This is a genomic window from Collinsella intestinalis, from assembly GCF_902501455.1.
GTDB lineage: Bacteria > Actinomycetota > Coriobacteriia > Coriobacteriales > Coriobacteriaceae > Collinsella > Collinsella intestinalis.
Genome location: NZ_CABWIC010000011.1, coordinates 80,352 through 99,830, shown reverse-complemented (window position 1 = coordinate 99,830; position 19,479 = coordinate 80,352). Strand labels below are relative to the sequence as shown.

At 61.4% G+C, this 19,479-nt stretch carries 12 protein-coding genes and 1 tRNA gene; 4 read left to right on the top strand and 9 right to left on the bottom strand.

The features are described 5' to 3' along the window. Positions 1 to 224: 224 nt before the first annotated feature. Positions 225 to 2,174 carry an NAD(P)/FAD-dependent oxidoreductase gene (locus tag AOBCEHNH_RS05500; RefSeq protein ID WP_152063489.1) on the bottom strand — a complete coding sequence of 650 codons (1,950 nt, stop codon included), beginning with the start codon at positions 2,172 to 2,174 and terminating at the stop codon, positions 225 to 227. A gap of 235 nt (positions 2,175 to 2,409) precedes the next feature. Next, positions 2,410 to 3,021, bottom strand: coding sequence for an ATP-binding protein (locus AOBCEHNH_RS05495; protein WP_226803310.1), 612 nt, complete (start codon positions 3,019 to 3,021; stop codon positions 2,410 to 2,412). Between the two features lie 1,099 nt (positions 3,022 to 4,120). Between AOBCEHNH_RS05495 and AOBCEHNH_RS05490 the strand changes: the two genes are divergently transcribed. After that, complete coding sequence (locus AOBCEHNH_RS05490) at positions 4,121 to 5,788, top strand: RNA-binding domain-containing protein (RefSeq protein ID WP_152063487.1); 1,668 nt, start codon at positions 4,121 to 4,123, stop codon at positions 5,786 to 5,788. Positions 5,789 to 6,082: 294 nt separating this feature from the next. Here AOBCEHNH_RS05490 and AOBCEHNH_RS05485 read toward each other — a convergent pair. Further along, positions 6,083 to 6,159: transfer RNA gene (locus AOBCEHNH_RS05485), tRNA-Met, on the bottom strand. A 235-nt stretch (positions 6,160 to 6,394) separates the two neighbouring features. Between AOBCEHNH_RS05485 and AOBCEHNH_RS05480 the strand changes: the two genes are divergently transcribed. From AOBCEHNH_RS05480 to AOBCEHNH_RS05470, 3 genes are all read left to right on the top strand, one after another. Next, entirely contained in the window at positions 6,395 to 9,085 is a 2,691-nt protein-coding gene (locus AOBCEHNH_RS05480; RefSeq protein ID WP_226803309.1) for a THUMP domain-containing protein, read from the top strand. Between the two features lie 125 nt (positions 9,086 to 9,210). Further along, positions 9,211 to 11,247: a KUP/HAK/KT family potassium transporter gene (locus AOBCEHNH_RS05475; RefSeq protein ID WP_226803308.1), complete on the top strand. Its 2,037-nt coding sequence runs from the start codon at positions 9,211 to 9,213 to the stop codon at positions 11,245 to 11,247. 303 nt (positions 11,248 to 11,550) lie between these two features. Continuing rightward, complete coding sequence (locus AOBCEHNH_RS05470; RefSeq protein WP_152063486.1) at positions 11,551 to 13,908, top strand: LTA synthase family protein; 2,358 nt, start codon at positions 11,551 to 11,553, stop codon at positions 13,906 to 13,908. A gap of 294 nt (positions 13,909 to 14,202) precedes the next feature. Here the strand turns inward: AOBCEHNH_RS05470 and AOBCEHNH_RS05465 are convergent, their stop codons facing one another. The 6 genes from AOBCEHNH_RS05465 to AOBCEHNH_RS05440 form a co-directional block, all read right to left on the bottom strand. Next, entirely contained in the window at positions 14,203 to 15,003 is an 801-nt protein-coding gene (locus AOBCEHNH_RS05465) for a tyrosine-protein phosphatase (protein ID WP_152063485.1), read from the bottom strand. Positions 15,004 to 15,290: 287 nt separating this feature from the next. Further along, entirely contained in the window at positions 15,291 to 15,992 is a 702-nt protein-coding gene (locus AOBCEHNH_RS05460; protein ID WP_193221194.1) for an ABC-2 transporter permease, read from the bottom strand. Positions 15,993 to 15,997: 5 nt separating this feature from the next. Next, complete coding sequence (locus tag AOBCEHNH_RS05455; RefSeq protein WP_152063483.1) at positions 15,998 to 16,954, bottom strand: ABC transporter ATP-binding protein; 957 nt, start codon at positions 16,952 to 16,954, stop codon at positions 15,998 to 16,000. Between the two features lie 2 nt (positions 16,955 to 16,956). Then, positions 16,957 to 17,334, bottom strand: coding sequence for a GntR family transcriptional regulator (locus AOBCEHNH_RS05450; protein WP_118272173.1), 378 nt, complete (start codon positions 17,332 to 17,334; stop codon positions 16,957 to 16,959). A 274-nt stretch (positions 17,335 to 17,608) separates the two neighbouring features. After that, positions 17,609 to 18,055 carry a GatB/YqeY domain-containing protein gene (locus AOBCEHNH_RS05445; protein ID WP_152063482.1) on the bottom strand — a complete coding sequence of 149 codons (447 nt, stop codon included), beginning with the start codon at positions 18,053 to 18,055 and terminating at the stop codon, positions 17,609 to 17,611. Positions 18,056 to 18,076: 21 nt separating this feature from the next. Continuing rightward, positions 18,077 to 19,282 carry a peptidylprolyl isomerase gene (locus AOBCEHNH_RS05440; protein WP_152063481.1) on the bottom strand — a complete coding sequence of 402 codons (1,206 nt, stop codon included), beginning with the start codon at positions 19,280 to 19,282 and terminating at the stop codon, positions 18,077 to 18,079. Between the last annotated feature and the right edge of the window lie 197 nt (positions 19,283 to 19,479).

Here is a 19,479-nt window from a genome sequence, read left to right as displayed (position 1 = left end):
TCGACGAACGCTTTCGCCGGCAACCGCAATGGGGTGAAAATAAAAACCGATTTAATCGCATCGCATTCAGATCTACCTGCGGAGATTTCAGTCCCATTGGCTTATCCGAGGGGATTGTAAACATACGGACACAATGTAAGGGATCTGTAATAACACCGCTCACCGAAAAGACCCGGAGGCTTAATGCCCCCCGGGTCCGTCACGTTGCAGATATGTCGCCGCCCTTACAGCTCGCAAGCCGCTTTGTAACCGGCCTCGATGGCGTCGCGTAGGTTGCCGCACTGCTTTGAATCACCCAGCACGTGGCAGGCAAAGCCCGCCTCGGCCAGTGCGTCGGCGAGCGCAGTGTTGGGACGGTAGCCCAACGCGAGCACCAAAGTGTCGGCACCCTCAATCACGTGCTCCTCGCCGTCCTTCTCGTAGGAGATGGTGTCCTCGGTCACGCCCGTGAGCTTGGCCTCGGTGAGCACGTGGACGCCCTTGTCCAGGATGCGGGTCACGAGCACCGCGCGACCGGCACCGCCCTCGTTGGCGGCGAGCGTCTTGGTCATCTCGATGAGCGTGACGTCGCGGTTGGACGGCGCGAGGTCGTTGACCAGCGGGGCCAGGTAGTCGGCCGTCTCGCAGCCCACGGAGCCGCCGCCCACGATGACGATCTTCTTGCCCGGGAACGCGCGGCCTGCCAGCAGGTCGTCGGCGGTCATGACCTGCTTGAAGCCCGTCATAAATCCGGGGACGATGGGCTCGGCTCCATAGGCCAGGACAACCTCGTAGCCCGCGAAGTCGCGCTGGATGTCCTCAGCGGTAAGCTCGACGCCCATGCGGACGTCCACGCCGGCCTCGGCCAGACGGCTGAACTGGTACTTGATCACGCGGGTGAGCTCCTGCTTTGCCGGCGGGACCGACGCGATGCGCAGCTGGCCGCCGGGCTCCTCCTGCTTATCCACGAGCACCACGTTGTGGCCGCGGCGCGCAGCGATGTACGCAGCCTCCATGCCTGCGGGGCCCGCACCCACAACAAGCACGTTCTTCTTCTCGGCAGCCGGCTCAAAGCCCGCCTCGTCGTGCTCGACATCCGGGTTGACCGTGCAGGAAATGGGCTTGCCGAACATGATGCCGTTCAGGCAGCGCAGGCAGCCGATGCAGGGGCGGACCTCCTCGGCGCGGCCCGCGGCGGCCTTGTTGCAGAACTCGGCGTCGCACAGATTGGCGCGGCCCATCATGCAGATGTCGGCGGCGCCGTCCTCGATGAGCTCCTCGGCGATCCAAGCCTCGTTGATGCGGCCCACGGTGGCCACGGGGATTTTCACATGCTTCTTGATCTCGCGCGAGAGGGCGGCGTGGCTGGCCTGCTTGGTGCCCGCGGCGGGGATGGCCGAACCGCGCTTGATGGTGGTGCCGCCGGAGACGTGGATCATGTCGACGCCGGCCTTCTCGAGGCGGCGGGACACGTAGATCATGTCGTTGAGGGTGAGACCGCCATCGGTGTACTCGTCACCGGAGATGCGCACGTCGATGATGAAGTCCTTGCCGCAGCGCTCGCGGATCTCGGCGATGACCTCAAGCAGGAAGCGCATGCGCGCGTCCAGGCTGCCGCCGTACTCGTCGGTGCGCTTGTTGTACTGAGGCGAGAGGAAGCCGCCGAGCATGCCATGGGCGTGCGCCGCATGGACCTCGACGCCATCGACACCGGCCTTCTGCATGCGCACGGCCGCATCGCCGAACTGGCGGGTGAGTTCGTGGATCTCGTCGATGGTGATGGGACGCGGCGCCTCGCGGGCGTAGGACGGGCCCACGAAGGACGGGGCGATCAGGCGCGGCGTGCCGGGCACGTTGAACGCCATGTACGCGGGATGGAACAGCTGCGGCATGATCTTGGCACCGTACTGGTGCACGGCAGCGGCGAGCTTCTCCCAGCCCGGGATGAAGGTGTCGTCGTAGCAGCACATGTCGCCGGGCAGGTAGGTATACGTGGGCTCTACGGTCACAACCTCGGTGATAATGAGGCCCACGCCGCCCTTGGCACGCGCGGTGTAATGGTCGACGAGCGCGTCGGTCACATAGCCGTGATCGGCCAGGTTGGTGGACACGGGCGGCATGAACACGCGGTTCTTGACCTCCTGCGTGCCGACCTTGATGGGGCTGAACAGCATTGGGTAAGCCTGGGATTCCATGAATCTCCCCCTCTTTCGCAAAGCGAAAACAACAAATGTGCGTTTACTACCGCAATTACTGTAGCGCAAAAGAGGGAGGACGTAGACGGTCCTCCCTCCTGGATGGGTGGGCTTGCACGGCCGAGGCGGCCTGATTTGCGGTTCTGGCGCAACTAAAGAAGTGCGGCATTACTGCGACAAGGGTGCGACATTACTGCGAAATAGGTGCGAAATAGGTGCGAAATAGGTGCGAAGCCTATCGCATAGAATAGTACTGCCCCGGATCGTTGACAGCCGAGCCGTGCCACTCGAGCGGACCGGAAGGACCCGAAATTCCTTTGAGAACGTTCCCGGCCGTGCGGCGAGTGCGCCCGATGTGGTAGGCGAGCTCCCTGGCGGTCACTTTGCCGTTCGTGAACGCAAGCCGAACCGCGGCTAACTCGTATTCGTCGAGGGAGGCCAGCCGCTCAGCTGAAAGCCTGTCCTCGAGCGCCCCACTTCTCCTGACGGTCCGCGCCACGATGTTGTTCTCAAGCGTCAGCTGAACCCTCGTCCCGCCGGGCTCCGTGTATACCGGGTCGTTGAGCAGGGAGTCCTGCATCTCGGTATAGATGCGCTTGACGCCCTCGTTCAACTCTCGAACCCATCCGAATTCGACCAACGTGCGCGCGATGCGCGGGTTGCGCGAGTAGCGGGTGGTCCTCATGTTGTCGAGCGTCACGATGTTCGGGAGCGCCCCCGGGCTGACGATCTCCAGGCGGTCATCGAACATCGAAACCCGAATGTAGTCGCCCCGGAAAGAGTAGTCGCGATGGGTCACCGCGTTGACGAGCCCCTCAAACCAAGCGAACTCAGGGTATTCTGGCACGGTCTTGAACTCAGTTCTATCAATCGAACCCCTGCACGATTGGCTTCTGATGCGCAATCTGTTTTCAATCGTCATGATACTCGGAGCGCTCGACCCTCGACAGCGCCCTGGGCCTCATTGGAACAAGGCGCCTCATCGGGTCCCCCAGCGTAAGAATCCTCACTTCTGTTGAAGCCGACCAGGAACCCAAATCACTCCGCTTCAAAGCCAAACACACTCAGGGCGAACCGGCAACCTGGATCTTCTTGGCGCTCGAATCGGAAGAAGGCGGGTCTCAAATCGAAACCGCAAACGCGTTGCTGCGAAGCCTTGACCGCCTGTTCAACGAACACGAGCTGTCATTCACGGGCGTATCCGGCGACGAAATCTCATCAATGTCCGATCCGGGGTCTCTCCCCGAAGCAGTCTGGCAAATCGTGTCGAATCATCCGATGCACTCGCTTACAACTTGCAAATTTTGCAATCGTTCTTTCTTCTCCCCCGACAAGGGAGGGGAGGCATCCTTCTGCGGTCCGTCGTGTCGATCGGCGTACAGCAAAATGCAAAGAGCCTAAACGCCGTACAGACATCTCCCATCTCTGCAGCGCAAGTCACGGCAACCATAGAGCAATCGATCACCGCACTGAACGCAGTCGAAGTAAACGCAGCCGAAGCGACGCAATCACCATCACAGTCACACTCGCACGGACTTGATTATCCCAGCTTTCAGTTTTTGCGCCTGCCCCATTTGGCCATATCGCAACAAGGCCACTTTGTCCTTCCCGACGCTCAAGCGTCGAAACAGCCGCTTTTGAGCGCCCGCCGATAGCGCATTCGATTACGTCGCCACAAAACAAGAAGAGGAAGAGGATAAAAACCCTCGCCCTCACTGTAGCTTTGGTCGCGGGGAGGCGGGTATGAACTAAAGACCTCCGACTTGTGAGGGTATCAGGCCCTCAGACAGAGCTTGGACTACGGCCGAGCCCATCACATTGTTTAGTCCTATAAACGGTCCAATATCTCCATTTCTAGTCGTTAGATTGGACTAAAATGACCTTGTTTTCGATATTTAGTCGTATCTTACGACTAAATATCAGCCGCAAGCCCGTTAGGAGCGATCTTGTACTACAGCGATCACGATGTCCTTGAACTCATCGCCCGTATCGAGAAGCCCTACGAGAGCGAGGTCATCGAGCTCAAGGAAGCGAAGAGCGACTTCAGCTTCAAGGATCTCGGGAAGTATTTCTCCGCGCTGAGCAACGAGGCGATCCTGCGCGGGAAACAAGACGCCTGGCTTATCTTCGGAATGGACGACGACAAGGTCGCGTGCGGAACTTCCTACCGAGAAGGAAATCCAGCCAACCTTCGGTCCCTTAAAAAGGAGATCGCGGACCGCGCGAACAACCGCCTTACCCTGAGAGAGATCCATGAGCTCAGGATTGACGGCAAACGCGTCCTCGCATTTCAAATCCCCGCTGCGACGCCAGGGATGCCGACGGCGTTCAACAATGCGGCATGGGCGCGCGAGGGCGAATCGCTCGGGCCGCTGCCCATAGATAAGTACGAGCAGATACGCCAAATGCAGAGGCCTGACTGGAGCGCCCTGGAAATCGAAAATGCCACCTTCGAGGACCTCGACCCCGCGGCCGTGAAGAAGGCGATAGAGCTTTTCCTCTCCAAGCACCGGCGCCACTCCGGGGCGTTCGCGGACATGGACGACCGCACGATCCTTGATATGGCAAACCTGACCAAAAACGGCAAAATCACCCCGACGACGCTCATCCTGCTCGGTAAGCCGGAATCCACCCAGCTGCTCAATGGGATGAGCCCGCGCATCACCTGGACGCTCTACGCCTCAAACGGATCGGTGACCTCTTACGAGCACTTCAAGCCGCCCTTCCTTCTCGCGATCGACCAGGTCCTCGGGAAAATCCGTAACGAGAAGTACCGGTTCAACGCAAATGGCGCAAGCCTGTTTCCCTTTGAGGCGGACCAATACGAGCCCGAGATTATCAGGGAACTCCTGAACAACTGCATCGCCCATCAGGACTATTCCATGCAGGGGCGGATCAACGTCGAGGAATTCGAGGACCACCTCGTGTTCCTAAACGAAGGGTCCTTCATTCCGGGGACAATCGAAAACGCGATGCAACCGGGTTTTAAACCAAGCTACTACCGCAACCCCTTCCTTTCGGAGGCGATGGTGCAGATGGACATGATCGACACGATTGCCATGGGAATCCCCAAGGTATTTCAGATGCAGCGGAAGCGGTATTTCCCCCTACCCACCTACGACCTTTCGGATCCAACCCGTGTGCGCGTAAGCGTCTACGGCAAGACCATCAACGAGAGCTACAGCAGGCTCCTCTACGCCAAGCCGGACCTCCCGATGGATATCGTCTACCTTTTGGACAAGGTTCAGAAAGGCGCAGAGATCACGAACGAAGAGGCAGCAGAGCTGCATCGGCTCAAGCTTATCGAGGGCAGGTACCCCCACATCTCCATTACGAACACCTTGGCTTCAAAGACGGGGCAGGAGGTATCATACACGCGCAGCAAAGGTCTCAATGAAGAGGCCTGCAAGGCGCTTGTCATTCAGATGCTCTCAGAAACGGGACCCGCGCCACGCGCGAAAATCACCGCTCTCCTCAGCGACCTTCTCCCCTCGGGCCTTACCGATGCTCAAAAGGCCAAGAGGGTATCGAACCTACTAGCGAAGATGAAAAAGGTGGACAAGACCATCGATAGTGACGGGACGGGAAAGACCGCAAGATGGCATGCCCTGTAACAACATGATTGATCTTGCTGTCGGGTGAGCCCCTTTTAACCATGCGCAAACACGCCCTTACGCTTTTACACAAATGCGTAAGGGTGTGCTTGTGTAAAAGCGTAAGGGCGTGTTTGCGCACCGCCGTAATAACACACTTTCCGACCCGCGCCCGAGGCCCTTTCACACCCAAATCTGGATGCCGTGAGCGTCCTTCCTGATGGCGTCCCCGTAATTTGCAGTCGGAAAATAGTCGGCTCATAGTCGGAAAGCAACAAAAAAGCTCGCCGGCATAGCCGACGAGCTGCAAGTTCTTGGTCGCGGGGGCAGGATTTGAACCTACGACCTCCGGGTTATGAGCCCGGCGAGCTACCAGACTGCTCCACCCCGCAATGTCTGGACGCACCGTGTGCGCAAGGAGTTATATTACGCAGGCGCCCATGCATCTGCAAGGCCGGCGGCACCTCTCCACAATTCCATCACGCAAACTACTCGACGCACAGCCTGCATCGCCGGGCTCATAACCTGGAGGTCGTAGGTTCAGCTCACCCAAAGCCACCAGGCACGCCCGAAGCTGCCATAATACTAAGGTCAATACGTTCACATTGCGCCGACGCTAGGAGACCCATGGCGAATACGTCTCTCACCACGCACGACACGCCCTTGCACGAGTTTTACGCGAGCTGCCCCGAGGGCTTCGAAACTGCACTCGCCGACGAGCTCCGTGGTATGGGGCTGCGCCAAGTCCGCCCGCTCAAGGGCCGCGTGGCGTTTGCCGGCTCCCCCGCCGACGCCGAGCGCGCATGCCTGTGGTCTCGCCTTGCCAGCCGCATCTTTGTGGTGCTCGGCCGCTTCGCCTGCGCCAACGCCGAAGATCTGTATGAAGCAACTCGCTCCATTGCCTGGGAACGCATCCTGCGCGCAGGCGCCACCATCGCCGTGACCGCGCGCGGCACCAATGACGAGCTGCGCAATTCCCACTTTGCCGCGCTCCGCGTGAAGGACGCGCTGTGCGACCGCATGCTCGAGGTCGAGGGCCGTCGCCCCAACGTCGACACGGACGACCCCGACGCGCGCATCTCCCTCACCCTGCGTGGCAACCGCGCGAGCATCCAGTTCGACCTCTCAGGCGACCCGCTGTTCAAGCGCCTTCCGCGTGAGGCCACGCGAACGCACGCCGCGCACGTCCTGCGCCCCGACTACGCAGCGCTCGCCTGCGCCCAGGGCAATTGGCAAGAGATCTGCTCGGCCGCACTCACTAATACTAAAGACGCGATGGGCGATGAGGATACCGCCGCACCGGCCGACGGCAGCGCGTCGGCCAACGGCAGCGCTCTGGCCGGCTCCACCGCCGAGCGCCCCACCCCCACGCTCCCCGTCATGATCGACGCCTGTTGCGCGGGCGGCGGCGTGGTGCTCGAGGCCGCCTCGATCCTGGCCGACCGCGCACCCGGTCTCGAGCGCCGGAACTGGGGCTTCCAGAGCTGGTCTGAGCACGACGCTGCCGCATGGCGCGAGCTGCTCGACGAGGCCGATCGCCGCGCGGAGCTCGCCCAGGGACGAGTCGCCCGCATCGTCGCCACCGACCCGTCCGGAGACGCCGTCGCCTGCGCGCGCCGCGTCCTCAAGGCCGCCGGCCTCGCCGACCGCGTGATCTTTGCCCAACCCGACCTCGATAAGATCTCGCGCAAACTCATGATGCCCGCATGCTGCGGCGGAGAACCGCGCGGGTTCGTCTTCCTCGACACCACCGAAACGGCGATCTCCAAAATGTCCCGCGTGCTCGACCTCGCCACGAGCCTGCACGCTGGCGCATGCGGGGCCGACCCCGTCCGCGCCATGCTGAGCACCATGCCCACCGTGGCCCTCACCCGCGATGACCTGCTCATCCGCACCCTCGGCGAGCCCGCGCGTTCCCTGCGCGTCATGCCGAACAACGAAGAAGCCGAGCTCGCCGTCTTTTCGGCGGCAAACGGCGCAATCAGCGCCGGAGAGGGCAACGTGGCCGCCGAGGACTCCATGCCCGCGGAAGACGCCGTCGAATCCGACGTCGCCCCCTCCCCCGCCACCACCCTCATCGACCTGGGCGACGGCAAGCCCTGCCCCGTCCTCATCCCCGAGTCCGAGCAGTTTGCCCGTCGCCTGCGCAAGGTGGCCAAGCTGCGCCGCAAGTGGGCGCAGCGCGAAGGCGTGACCTGCTACCGCGTCTACGACGCGGACCTGCCCGACTACTCCGCGGCCATCGACCTGTACGAGGGCAGCGCCACCACCCCGGGCCGCTGGCTCGTCATCGCCGAATACGCCGCACCTCGCGAGGTCGATCCCGCCCTGGCCGAAGCGCGCCTGCTCGACATTCTCACACTCGCCCCGCGCATCCTGCAGGTCGACCCCGACAACGTCTTTGCCAAGGCACGCATCCGCTCGCGCGGCGGCTCTCAGTACGGCAAGCAGGCCGGCGGCTCCAACCCCGGCAAGGGGAGCAAACCCCGCGGCGGACACGGCGGTTCGGCGCCCGCCAACCGCCCCGGCCAGGGCGCGGGCTCGGGCACCCCGAGCGACATCCGCACCCGCAGGCTCCCCCTCATCGAGGAGGGCGGCCTCACCTTCGCCGTCAACTTCAACGATTATCTGGACACCGGCATCTTCCTCGACCACCGCATCACCCGCGGTCTTGTGCGCGAGCATGCCCGCGGCAAGCGCTTCTTCCTCAACCTGTTCGCCTACACCGGCACCGCGACCTGCTATGCCGCCGATGCCGGCGTGGAGGAGACCGTCACCGTCGACCTCTCCAACACCTACCTGGACTGGGCCGAGCGCAACATGGAGCAAAACGGCTTTGTCGGCCCCGACCATCACTACGTGCGCGCCGACGTCATGAGCTGGATCCGCGATATGAGGCAGACCCGCAACCGCTGGGACCTGATTTTCTGCGACCCGCCCACCTTCTCCAACTCCAGCAAGATGGGCCGCCGCACCTGGGACGTCCAGCGCGACCACGTCGAGCTGCTCGTCGGCTTGTCGCGCCTGCTCTCCCGTGAGGGCGAGGTGATCTTCTCGTGCAACCTGCGCACGTTCCGCCCCGATATCGAGGAACTGGCGCGCGCCGGCGTGGTCCTCACCGACATCACGGACGAGACCATCCCCGAGGACTTTGCCCGCAATAAGAAGATCCACCATTGCTACCTGGTCAAGCGCTACACGTCCGAGGAGGCCATGCGCCGAATCGGCATGAGCGAGGATGCGATTCGCGAGCGCACGCGCGAGCTGCGCGAGGCTTCTGCGCGAAAACCTGCCGACACAAAGCGTTTTCGCAGGTAGAGGCATATAGCATACGCCCTGCGTACAGCCTATAATGGCTGGAACGTTAGATGGCATGCATATGCCTCTCGGCGCGCTGGGGGAAGGCCGGCGCCGGGTCATCTTCGCCAAGGAGCAATACCGCAATGGCACACTCAACTGAATCATCCGAGCACGGGCACGGTTCTGCCGCGATCCCGGTAAGCATCGGCGCGATGCTCGTCACCCTGGGCGTCGTGTACGGCGACATCGGCACGTCGCCCATGTACGTCACCAAGGCGCTGCTTGCGGGCCAGGGCGGCATCATGACCGTGACCGAGGAGTTCATCCTCGGCGCGCTCTCGCTCGTCATCTGGACGGTCACGCTGCTGACCACCGTCAAGTACGTGCTCGTCTCCCTCAAGGCCGACAACCACGGCGAGGGCGGCATCTTCGCGCTCTACAGCATCGTGCGCAAATACGGCAAATGGCTGATCGTGCCCGCCATGCTCGGCGGCGCTGCGCTTCTGGCCGACGGCATCCTCACCCCTGCGGTGACCATCACCACGGCCATCGAGGGCCTGCGCACCATCCCCGCCGTGCACGACATCATGGGCGACAACCAGATGAACGTCGTGGTCATCACGCTCATCATCGTGTGCCTGCTGTTCGCGGTGCAGCGCGTGGGCACTTCCAAGATCGGCCATGCCTTCGGCCCGGTCATGACGTTTTGGTTCCTGTTCCTCGGCGGCGCGGGTCTCATCTACGTGCTCGGCAACCCTGTTGTCCTACTCGCGTTCAACCCGCTGCGCGGCATCAGCTTCCTGCTGTCTCCCAACAACCATGCCGGCATCATGATCTTGGGTAGCTGCTTCCTCGCCACCACCGGTGCCGAGGCCCTCTACTCCGACATGGGCCACGTCGGCCGCGGCAACATCTACGCCACTTGGCCCTTCGTCAAGATCTGCCTCATCCTGTCCTACCTCGGCCAGGGCGCTTGGCTGCTCGCCAACGCCGGCAACCCCGAGCTCGCCCTCATCGAGGACCTCAACCCGTTCTTCCAGATGCTGCCCGAAATGGTCCGTCCGTTCGGCGTCATCCTCTCCACCTGCGCCGCGATCATCGCGAGCCAGGCACTCGTGACCGGCGCGTTCTCGCTCGTGTCCGAGGCCAGCCGCCTCGACCTCATGCCCCACATGCAGATCTTCTACCCCGCCGAGACCAAGGGCCAGCTCTACATCCCCATGGTCAACAACGTCATGTGGGTCGGCTGCGTTATCGTCGTGCTGCTGTTCCAGAGCTCCGCTCACATGGAGGCCGCCTACGGCCTGGCCATCACCATCACGATGATCTGCACCTCCGTGCTGCTCTTCTTCTACCTGCACGGCGTGCGCGAGATGAAGGTCTTCCCCTGGGCCTTCGTCATCTTCTTCGTCGCGCTTGAGGGCTTCTTCTTCGTGTCCTCCCTCACCAAGTTCTTCCATGGCGGCTACTTCACCATCCTGATGGCCGCGCTCATCATGGGCGTCATGGTCAGCTGGTACAACGGCAGCCGCGTCGAGCGCCGCCAGTACACGATGCTCCCCGTGCGCAAGTACATCGACCAGCTCGACCGCCTGCGCAACGACTCGCACTACGAGACGCTCTGCGACAACCTGGTCTACCTCACCAACAGCAAGTCGACCGATATGCTCGACCGCGACATCCTGTACTCGATCTTCGATAAGCACCCCAAGCGCGCCCGCGCCTACTGGTTCCTGAACGTCGAGGTCACCGATGAGCCGCACACCTTCGAGTACTCCGTCGAGAACTACGGCACCGACTTTGTGTACCGCGTGCACCTCTACCTGGGCTACAAGGTCAACCAGCGCGTGAACGCCTACCTGCGCCAGATCGTTTCCGACCTGTCCGCGTCCGGTGAGCTGCCGCCGCAGGTGCACGATTACTCCGTGTACGACAAGCCCGGCGTGATCGGCTCCTTCCGCTTCTGCCTGATCCGAAAGACGCTTGCGCCCGAGTCCGACGTCGAGCAGCGTGAGCGCCACGCCATCGCGATGAAGTACGCGATCCGCCGCTTCGCCGGTTCGCCGGTGCAGTGGTTCGGCCTGGAGAACTCCAGCGTGTTCTACGAGTACGTGCCGCTGTTCACCAAGTTCAAACCGGTCGACCGCATCGCGCGCGTGGCCGTGGAGGAGCGCTGCTAACGAGCGCCTCCGCGATCTCGCTGAATGCCAAAAGGGCCCATCCAATCGGATGGGCCCTTTTTGTTTGCGCATGCAGATGTCACGCACACAGCCGTCCTTAAGCATCGGTTACGCTTCTTGGCCCATTCTATGGAAACAACGGATACCTGCAGCTTATCGACTAAATCTCGACAATCCGTGGGTAGTATGTTCCCTTGTCGCCTTCCGCGCGTAGCACATGTTTATCAAGGCCGGGTAAGCGCTGTCCAGGATTTGGGCACGCCGCCTGCTTCAACATCCGTTGAGCGAAGAAGAGGTTGTCGTATGTTCACTGCCATCGTATCCATCGCGGGGCTTATCGCCTCCGCCTACTTAGGCCGTCGGGAGCTCACCCGTCGCAAGGAATCGGGTGAGCGCTCCGGCATGGGCTGGGGCATCACGTTCTGCATCATGCAGGCCATTGCCGTCGCGCTGGGCTTTCTCGGCATGGCGCCCGACGACATCCTCTCCCCCATCATCCTGAACGCCGTGCTCACCGCCTGCGCTTGGGCCTCTTTCGCGCGTGACATCACCTGGGCGCGCATCGAATCCTACATGCGCTTCGGTGACGAACTTGCCGCCCGCACCTTCCAACCCGACTGCGGTGCATGTGACAAGTACGATGCGTGCGCACGTCGCATCACCCGCGACGAGGACCTCTCCCGCATCGGTCGCCTGGGCCGCAAGCTGCGCGGCCGCGCCCACGAGCTCCGCATTGCGCTGCACCGCCCCACCGCGGTCTGTGTGATGCTGCTCTTGCTCGCCGGCCTGTTCGCCATGCTCGGGCTCGAAACCCCCTCCAACCATGACCTCACCTGGTGCTACCCGCTGTGCATCCTGCTTGAGTGGGCACTCATCACCGCCGTCATGGTCGGCCTGTTCTACCTGTTCCAGCGTCGCGGTGGCGCCCCAGCGTTCATCGCCTTCCTGTGCTGGGGTATCGGCATGGCGCAGTTCTTCGTCATCACGTTCAAGTCCATGCCCATCCAGCCCGCCGACCTTTCCGCCCTGGGCACTGCCGCTGCGGTAAGTGGCGGCTTCACCTACATCTTCAGCGCGTTCGGCCTGTACGGCATGACCCTCCTGGCTATCTCCATGCTGCTGTGTTCGCTCGCCGGCGTCTTCCGCCCCGAGCCCGCCAAGCGCAACCGCCGCCTCCTCCTCACCAACCTGTTGATCGGCGCCCTGTGCCTCGTTGGCGTTGGCGCCCACGTCACGCTCATCGACTACTACAACACCCTCAACATCACCGTGTACACCTGGCGCCCGCTCGAGAGCTACTACCGCCAGGGTTTCATCCCCACGTTCATCTCCTCCGCGCAGACCATCAAGCCGCCCGTGCCCGAGGACTACGACATGGCCAAGGCCGAAAAGCTCGAGAAGAAGCTCGCTGGCGAGTACGACGAGACCGCCGGCAAGACCCAGCAGCGCACCGATGCCGAGGCCCAATTCGCCGAGGAAAAGCCCACGGTTATCGCCATCATGAACGAGACGTTCTCGGACCTCTCCATCTACCAGAACATGCACGCCGGCTACAACGGCCCGCAGTTCTTCAAGAACCTCCCCGACGCCCTCTCACGCGGCACCCTCTACGTGAGCGCGTACGGCGGCGGCACCTGCAACACCGAGTTCGAGTTCCTCACTGGCAACTCAATGTCCTATCTGGGGTCGGGCGTGTATCCCTACACGATCTACGACCTGCTCGACACCAAGAATCTCGCCGAGCAGTTCAAGGATCTGGGCTACACCACCACGGCCATGCACCCCAACCACGGCACCAACTGGAACCGCGAGAACGTCTACTCCGGCTTCGGCTTCGATCGCTTCATGACGATCAACGACTTCCAGGATGCCGAGAAGCTCCGCGGCATGGTGTCCGACGCCGCCACCTACGACAAAATCCTCGAGATGCTCGAGTCCGACGCTGCGCCTCAGTTCATCTTCGACGTGACCATGCAGAACCACTCCGGCTATGACACCGGCCTGCTCCCGCCCGACAAGCTGAACAACTACCTGATCGACGGCGCGGTGAACAACGAGGTCAACGAGTATCTGTCCCTCATTGAGGAATCCGACCGCGCGCTCAAGGACTTCGTTGGCAAGCTGCGCAAGCTCGACCGCCCCGTCGTGCTCGTGTTCTTTGGCGACCACCAGCCGTTCTTCCCCGACAAGTACAACAACCGCTGGTTCACCAATGAGGATAAGGCCGAGCACAACATGCGCCTGTGGACCACCGACTACCTCATCTGGGCGAACTACGATGTCGCCGGCAACGACCAGGACAGCCATGTGGACAACCTCTCCACCAACTACCTGGGCACCGAGATGATGAGCATCATCGGCGCGCCGCTCAACGACTACCAGAAGGCCCAGCTCACCCTGCGCAGCGCGCTGCCCGCCATCAACACCACCGGTTACCTTGACGCCGCCGGCACCATCTACCTGTCCAGCGTCAAGGAGGATGAGAGCGGCGGAGATGCCCAGACTTCGCTGCAAAAGGCACTGCAGGCGCGCTCCGAGTACGCCACGATTCAGTACTACGAGCTCTTCGGCGACGGCAAGGATGTGTACACCAAGCTTCGCCAGAGCGCCGCGAACGAGACCGACCCGAACCTCGCGCCCGGTACGACGCAGATCAAGTAACCCGAGCGAAAGGTCGAGAGGCAAGCGCTCGGCCCGCTTCTGCATATCATGACGTCAAAACCCCTGCATGCGATCAAAACATGCAGGGGTTTTGCATATGATTGCCGTCTCCGTTTTTCACTTGAGGGACTTTTGGTAATTACTTTCCGACCTTGCCCGGTAGACAACCCCAACGCCAAAATAAACCCGCAGGTCGGGCGCCCAACTTCTCATCCGCTACTTCACGGTTTCGAATTCTAATTACCAAAAGTCCCATTCATGAACTATCCGACACGCCGCACCCCCACCAAGCGATCACCCAAACCTCAGTCGATGCGCAATCCGGTCGAGCACGGCGACGGGAACCCCGGCGTGACCCTCCAGATACTCCCGGACCGTTCCGTAGCGCTCGTGCAGATGCTCAAGCGTCAATTCCATCTCGGCGGGAATCGCCTCGAACAGGCAACGAGGAGCGCGACGACACAAAAGCGCAGAAACAGCCACGCGCTGAGCGCGCAGCCCCCGTCCGAGATACCGCTGCGTAGCCGCATAGTCCGCAACGATGTCCTCATCCGAAACCCCAGCGAGCCCCAGCAGCAACATCGCCACAACGCCCGTCCGGTCTTTGCCCGCCCGACAATGAAACAGCGTGCAGCCATCCTGCCCAAAGGCGTCAATCGACTCCATCACGCGTCGGATGCTCGAAGCGTGATTGTCGAGCAGCCCCTTGTACACCGTCGACATGCGATCCGGCAGTGCGTCACGAAACTTTCCCGAATTGAGCTGGTCGAGCATCTGAACACGCACGTACGTCACACCGTCTCGGCCGCAGGCATAAGGATCGGGCCAATGACCAACCTCAAAATCGCTGCGCAAATCGACAACGCACTTCAGACCCTCTCCGTACTCCTGCAGATATTCATAGTCTCCAGGCGTCAATTTGCGAAGAGACGGACCGCGAAGAAAGATGCCATATGCTGTTTCCCCTTGCGAGCCGTCCTCCGCCCTATACGCATACCCGCCCAAATCGCGCACGTTTCTCACGCGGGCAAGCGGAAGCTGCTTGGGGCCGGCGGAATGAACTGCGGCATCGCGCCGCTCAGTTGCAATTACCATATGCGCCAATCCACCTTGCGAATCGAAGCTCTCATACACTGGATTTTTCCATGCGGTTTGTACACTACATCGTATCGCTCGGTGTTCGCCACTTGCTTACGCAACGCTTACGGCATCCCGCTCTGCCTCGAAATGCCCGAATCGCCAAAACAAAGGGGCGGATACCATTGCACCCGCCCCGCTCTCTCAAGTTGAATATGGTCCCTGAATGAAGATGGTCCCCAAATTGAAGCCGTTTGGCGTTGGGGACAATCCCCGAGTTGAGGCTGTTTGGCATTTGCGCACCCTTACAGGTCGCGCGCTTTGTACACCCGCAAAGAGACCAGCGCGCTCACGACATAGCACGCCACGCCAAAAATCAAAGCGCCCGTGGCGAACGACGTTAGGCCCTCAGGCGTTTCCGCGAATGAAAGCGCCTTCTGCATGGCCAAAATGGCCTCCTCGCCCATAAAGCCGACCACCATGAACGGCGCAACTCCCAAGAACATCATGATGAAGGGCAGCCACTGCGTCGCCTTGGTCTGGCCGAATTTGAAGAACACCGGCATGGATACCGATGCGATCACAAACCCCATGGCACTGCAGAACGCAAGGGTGAACACCCCCGCCTGGACCATATCCGCATCAAGGCGCACCACGCTGGCGACCACCTCGGGAAGCAGCGAAGCCCCGCCCATCCAGGACAGCAGGCACGCCGCTACGGAAACGAACAGCGACGCGATCAGCGTGCCCGCCAGCACGAACAGATAGCGACCCAACACCACATCTCTGCGCGACACAGGCATGGTCAACCTAAACGCAGCCCAATCGTTTTGCTCGTCGTAATGACTCGCGCTATTTGACAGGCTGAACATCCCCATCATGAAAATGGTGCCCGGCAACATGGAAGTGCTGCCCATGCCCACCGTGAAACACACCGCCATGAACAGGATGCTGAACGCCAGCTGCCTGAGGTATTGCCCAAACACCGCGAGCTCCATCTTGAACATGCGCATCATCGCGCATCACCGCCTTTCTGGACGCCGTCACGCGGATGCAGGACCGTGCCCTTGAGGACGAGCGCCATGTAGTCGTCAATCGACACGCGGTCACATGGGATCTGCGGGAACGCGCGCATGAACTCAAAACGATCGGGAACGAGCAGGTCCACGCCATAGTCGTGATGCAAAACGCGCACCTCCATAGGTGCCTGCGCGCTCGTCAGCACCTGCTCGACCTCCGCCGCACGGCACCGCGCCACTCCCATGAGGTTGCAGATTTCGTCCTTGTCGCAGGCAAACACGATGCGCCCGTCATCGATACACACCACCGTGTCGGCTATCTTGTCGAGGTCGCTCGTGATATGGCTGCTCATCAGAATCGCATGCTGCGGGTTTCCCGCGGCATCCTCCACCGCCACAAACTCGCGCAGCATGTCGAGCACCTCATCGCGTGCCATGGGGTCGAGCCCGGCGGTCGCCTCGTCCAAGATGAGCACCTGCGGGTTGTGCGCCAGGGCGCAGGCCAGGCTCAACTTCATGCCCATACCGCGAGAAAGCTCTTTAATCGCCTTCTTCGAATCGAGCTTGAACCGATGAAGATACTCTTCGAACACGCGCGCGTCCCAGGTCTGATACGCGCGGTCCATAAGCTTGCCGACCTCGGCGATCTTGATATGCGGCGGCATCGAAACGGTGTCGAACACCACGCCGACGCGCTCCTTCACCGCGGCGTCGGCACCGGACAGCCCGCGCGCATCGACACCCAAGATTCGGGCATCGCCCGCATCGATACCGATGATGCCAAGCAGGGCCTTGATGGTCGTTGATTTACCCGCGCCGTTCTGCCCGATAAAGCCCACGATTTGCCCCGGTTCCACCGTGAGGGATACACCCTGTAGTGTGAAGCCGTCGTAATGCTTGGTGATATTGCGAGCCTCGATAAGAGGCGCGCCCACTCGTGATGAAGTCATAGCTAGTCGTCACTCTCCAAAAGGGTCCTCATCATCTCGATGAGCTCCTCATCGCCCAAATCGAGCGCCCTGCCAGCTTCGATGGCCTGGAGCAGGCGCTCCTCGATCTCGCGCAGGCGTTCCTCGCGTAGCATCTCGGCGTTGCCGCCGGCGACAAAACTTCCCTTGCCCTGCACCGTCTCGATGAAGCCCTGCGCCTCCAAGTCCGCGTAGGCGCGCTTGGTGGTGATGGCGCTCACACGCAGGCTGTTGGCAAGCGCGCGAATCGAGGGAAGCTGCTCACCCGCCGTCAGGTCACCAGCCATGATCTGACCCTTGACCTGTCGGACAATCTGCTCGTAAATGGGCTGGTTGCTCGAATTCGAAATAATGATTTCCACGAATCACTGTCCCTTTCCCGTCTGCGCCTTGGGCGTCCCCGCGGCGCCAAGGTCGCCCCAGACGTCATGGTGCGACCAGACCGAGCATACTGTGTATACTTGATAAGTACAGTATATACACACTTATACACAGTGCAAGATAATTTTGCCTCAATGAGAGAGGGCGGCAAGATACTCGTCTTGCCGCCCTCCGGACAACGCCGTGCGCAACCCGCACTGCCATGTGTAATTTGCACCCGTCCCCAATTGCACATCCCAATTGGGTCCAATCGGGTTAAGACAGGCGCGAGCCAACCTCCTTGGCGGCGGCGGGCTTGTCGAAGTTGCCGTTCGTCGCGGCAGTGAGAGCGCCCATCACGCGGCCCATGTCCTTCTTGGACGTGGCGCCCAGCTCGGCGATCGTCTTCTCGACCAGTGCCACGAGCTCATCGCCGGAAACCTGCTGCGGAAGCAGGCTCTCGAGCACCGCCACCTGCTCGCGCAGGTTCTCGGTGCGCTCGGCATTGTTGCCGGCCTTCTCGGACATCTCGAGTGTCTCGTTGGTCTGCTTGAGTGTGCGCTTGATCTGGGCGGTCACCTCTTCCTCGGTGATCTCGTGCGCGCCGCCGCGAGAGGCGGCGTTCTTCAGCTCACCCAGCACCAGGCGTGCAACGCCCAGGCGGACCTTGTCCTTTGCCTTCATGGCGGCGACCATCTCGGCATGCAGCTCTTCGTACGTCATGGGATGCCTCCTCGCATCCGCCTACTTGGCGGAGTCGTCCTTCTTCTCAGATGCCTTCTTCATGTCCACGTTGTAGGGCACGTTCTCGGGCATGGGATTGATCTTGATCTCGGCCTTCTCAGTGTAGTCGGTCAGCCACTCGCCATAAGTCGTGGCCACCGCCTGGGACTCGAGCATATCGGAAACATATGTGCGAATGCCCTCAGGCACCTCGTCGAGAGAGGTCACGGCCTGAACCTCGAACAGCTCCGTGCACTTGATGATGTGGTAGCCGTAGGTGGTCTTCACCAGCCCGCTGACCTGGTCGACGCCGAGCTTGGAAAGAGCGTCCTGGTACTCGGGCACAAACGTGGTGAGCTTGTCCCAGCCCACATCGCCGCCCTTGTCGGCGGAGGAATCCTCGGAGTACTTCTTTGCGGCCTTGGCGAACTCGATCTCGCCCGCGTTGATCTGGTCGAGCACCTTCTGGGCCTCAGCCTCGACCTTTGCGCGCTGCTCATCGGTGGCGTCCTCGGCGACCTTGAACAGGATGTGCGAGGAGCGGCGGGCGCCGTTGTAGGTGGAAAGGTTCTCGTTGAGGTAGGTAATGATCTCCTCATCCGAGGGCTTCTCGGCGGGCGCGACCTCGTCCTTGAGCTTCTGCTGGGCCAAGGAGCTCTTGATGTTCTCCAGGTACGTATCCTTGGTAAAACCAACCTGCTCGATCATCTCGACGAATGCCTTCTCGTCGCCACCGTAGTTCTTCACGGCGTCCTTCCAGGCTTTGTCGAGGTCCTCCTGGGAGACGGTGATCCCGTACTCCTTCTCGGCCTCGACCAGCAGGTACTGGCGGGCAATGCCGTCGATGACGTTCTCGCGGTAGGACTCGGGCGTAAGGCCCTGGCTCGCGAGATAGGCGGCCCAATCGGCATCCTTGTCGTAGGAACCCGTGCGCAGGCTCATGATCTGGTTGGTGACAGTGTCCTCCTTGATGTTGACGCCGTTCACCGTGGCGGCCACACCGCCGGTGAGCTCGTAGGGCTCTTCCTTGTTGACCTCGTTGAGCACGCCGGAGCACGCCATGGCGGTCACAGACAGGAGCATGGCGAGGATGCCGATGGCCACGAGCACGATCTTGGCGGTTTTGGAGAGCTTCTCCTTGCGCGCCTCCTTCACCTGGCGCTTTGTGGGAGCCGCCTCGGGCTCGGGCGCGCGCTTGATCTTGGCGCTCTTCTTATTCACTGCCATAACGAGGGCCTTCCTTCACTTGTGACGGGCCGCGCAGTGCGGCTCTTGTACACGCATATCGTTGTATTGTCTCACACCGCATCGCCAGGCGTCTCTTCGCCGAGTCGGTTTTTGGCATATGAGTGCCGTTCGCACACGTATGTTTCGCGCGAGGACGCCGAGCCACGAACGAACCATGGCCCCGGCGCCCGTCATCG

Excerpts from the sequence above, each read along its gene's own strand:
- AOBCEHNH_RS05500 (WP_152063489.1), bottom strand. The coding sequence starts at position 2,174 with ATGGAATCCCAGGCTTACCCAATGCTGTTCAGCCCCATCAAGGTCGGC.
- AOBCEHNH_RS05480 (WP_226803309.1), top strand. The coding sequence starts at position 6,395 with ATGGCGAATACGTCTCTCACCACGCACGACACGCCCTTGCACGAGTTT.
- AOBCEHNH_RS05475 (WP_226803308.1), top strand. The coding sequence starts at position 9,211 with ATGGCACACTCAACTGAATCATCCGAGCACGGGCACGGTTCTGCCGCG.
- AOBCEHNH_RS05470 (WP_152063486.1), top strand. The coding sequence starts at position 11,551 with ATGTTCACTGCCATCGTATCCATCGCGGGGCTTATCGCCTCCGCCTAC.
- AOBCEHNH_RS05465 (WP_152063485.1), bottom strand. The coding sequence starts at position 15,003 with ATGGTAATTGCAACTGAGCGGCGCGATGCCGCAGTTCATTCCGCCGGC.
- AOBCEHNH_RS05460 (WP_193221194.1), bottom strand. The coding sequence starts at position 15,992 with ATGTTCAAGATGGAGCTCGCGGTGTTTGGGCAATACCTCAGGCAGCTG.
- AOBCEHNH_RS05455 (WP_152063483.1), bottom strand. The coding sequence starts at position 16,954 with ATGACTTCATCACGAGTGGGCGCGCCTCTTATCGAGGCTCGCAATATC.
- AOBCEHNH_RS05445 (WP_152063482.1), bottom strand. The coding sequence starts at position 18,055 with ATGACGTACGAAGAGCTGCATGCCGAGATGGTCGCCGCCATGAAGGCA.
- AOBCEHNH_RS05440 (WP_152063481.1), bottom strand. The coding sequence starts at position 19,282 with ATGGCAGTGAATAAGAAGAGCGCCAAGATCAAGCGCGCGCCCGAGCCC.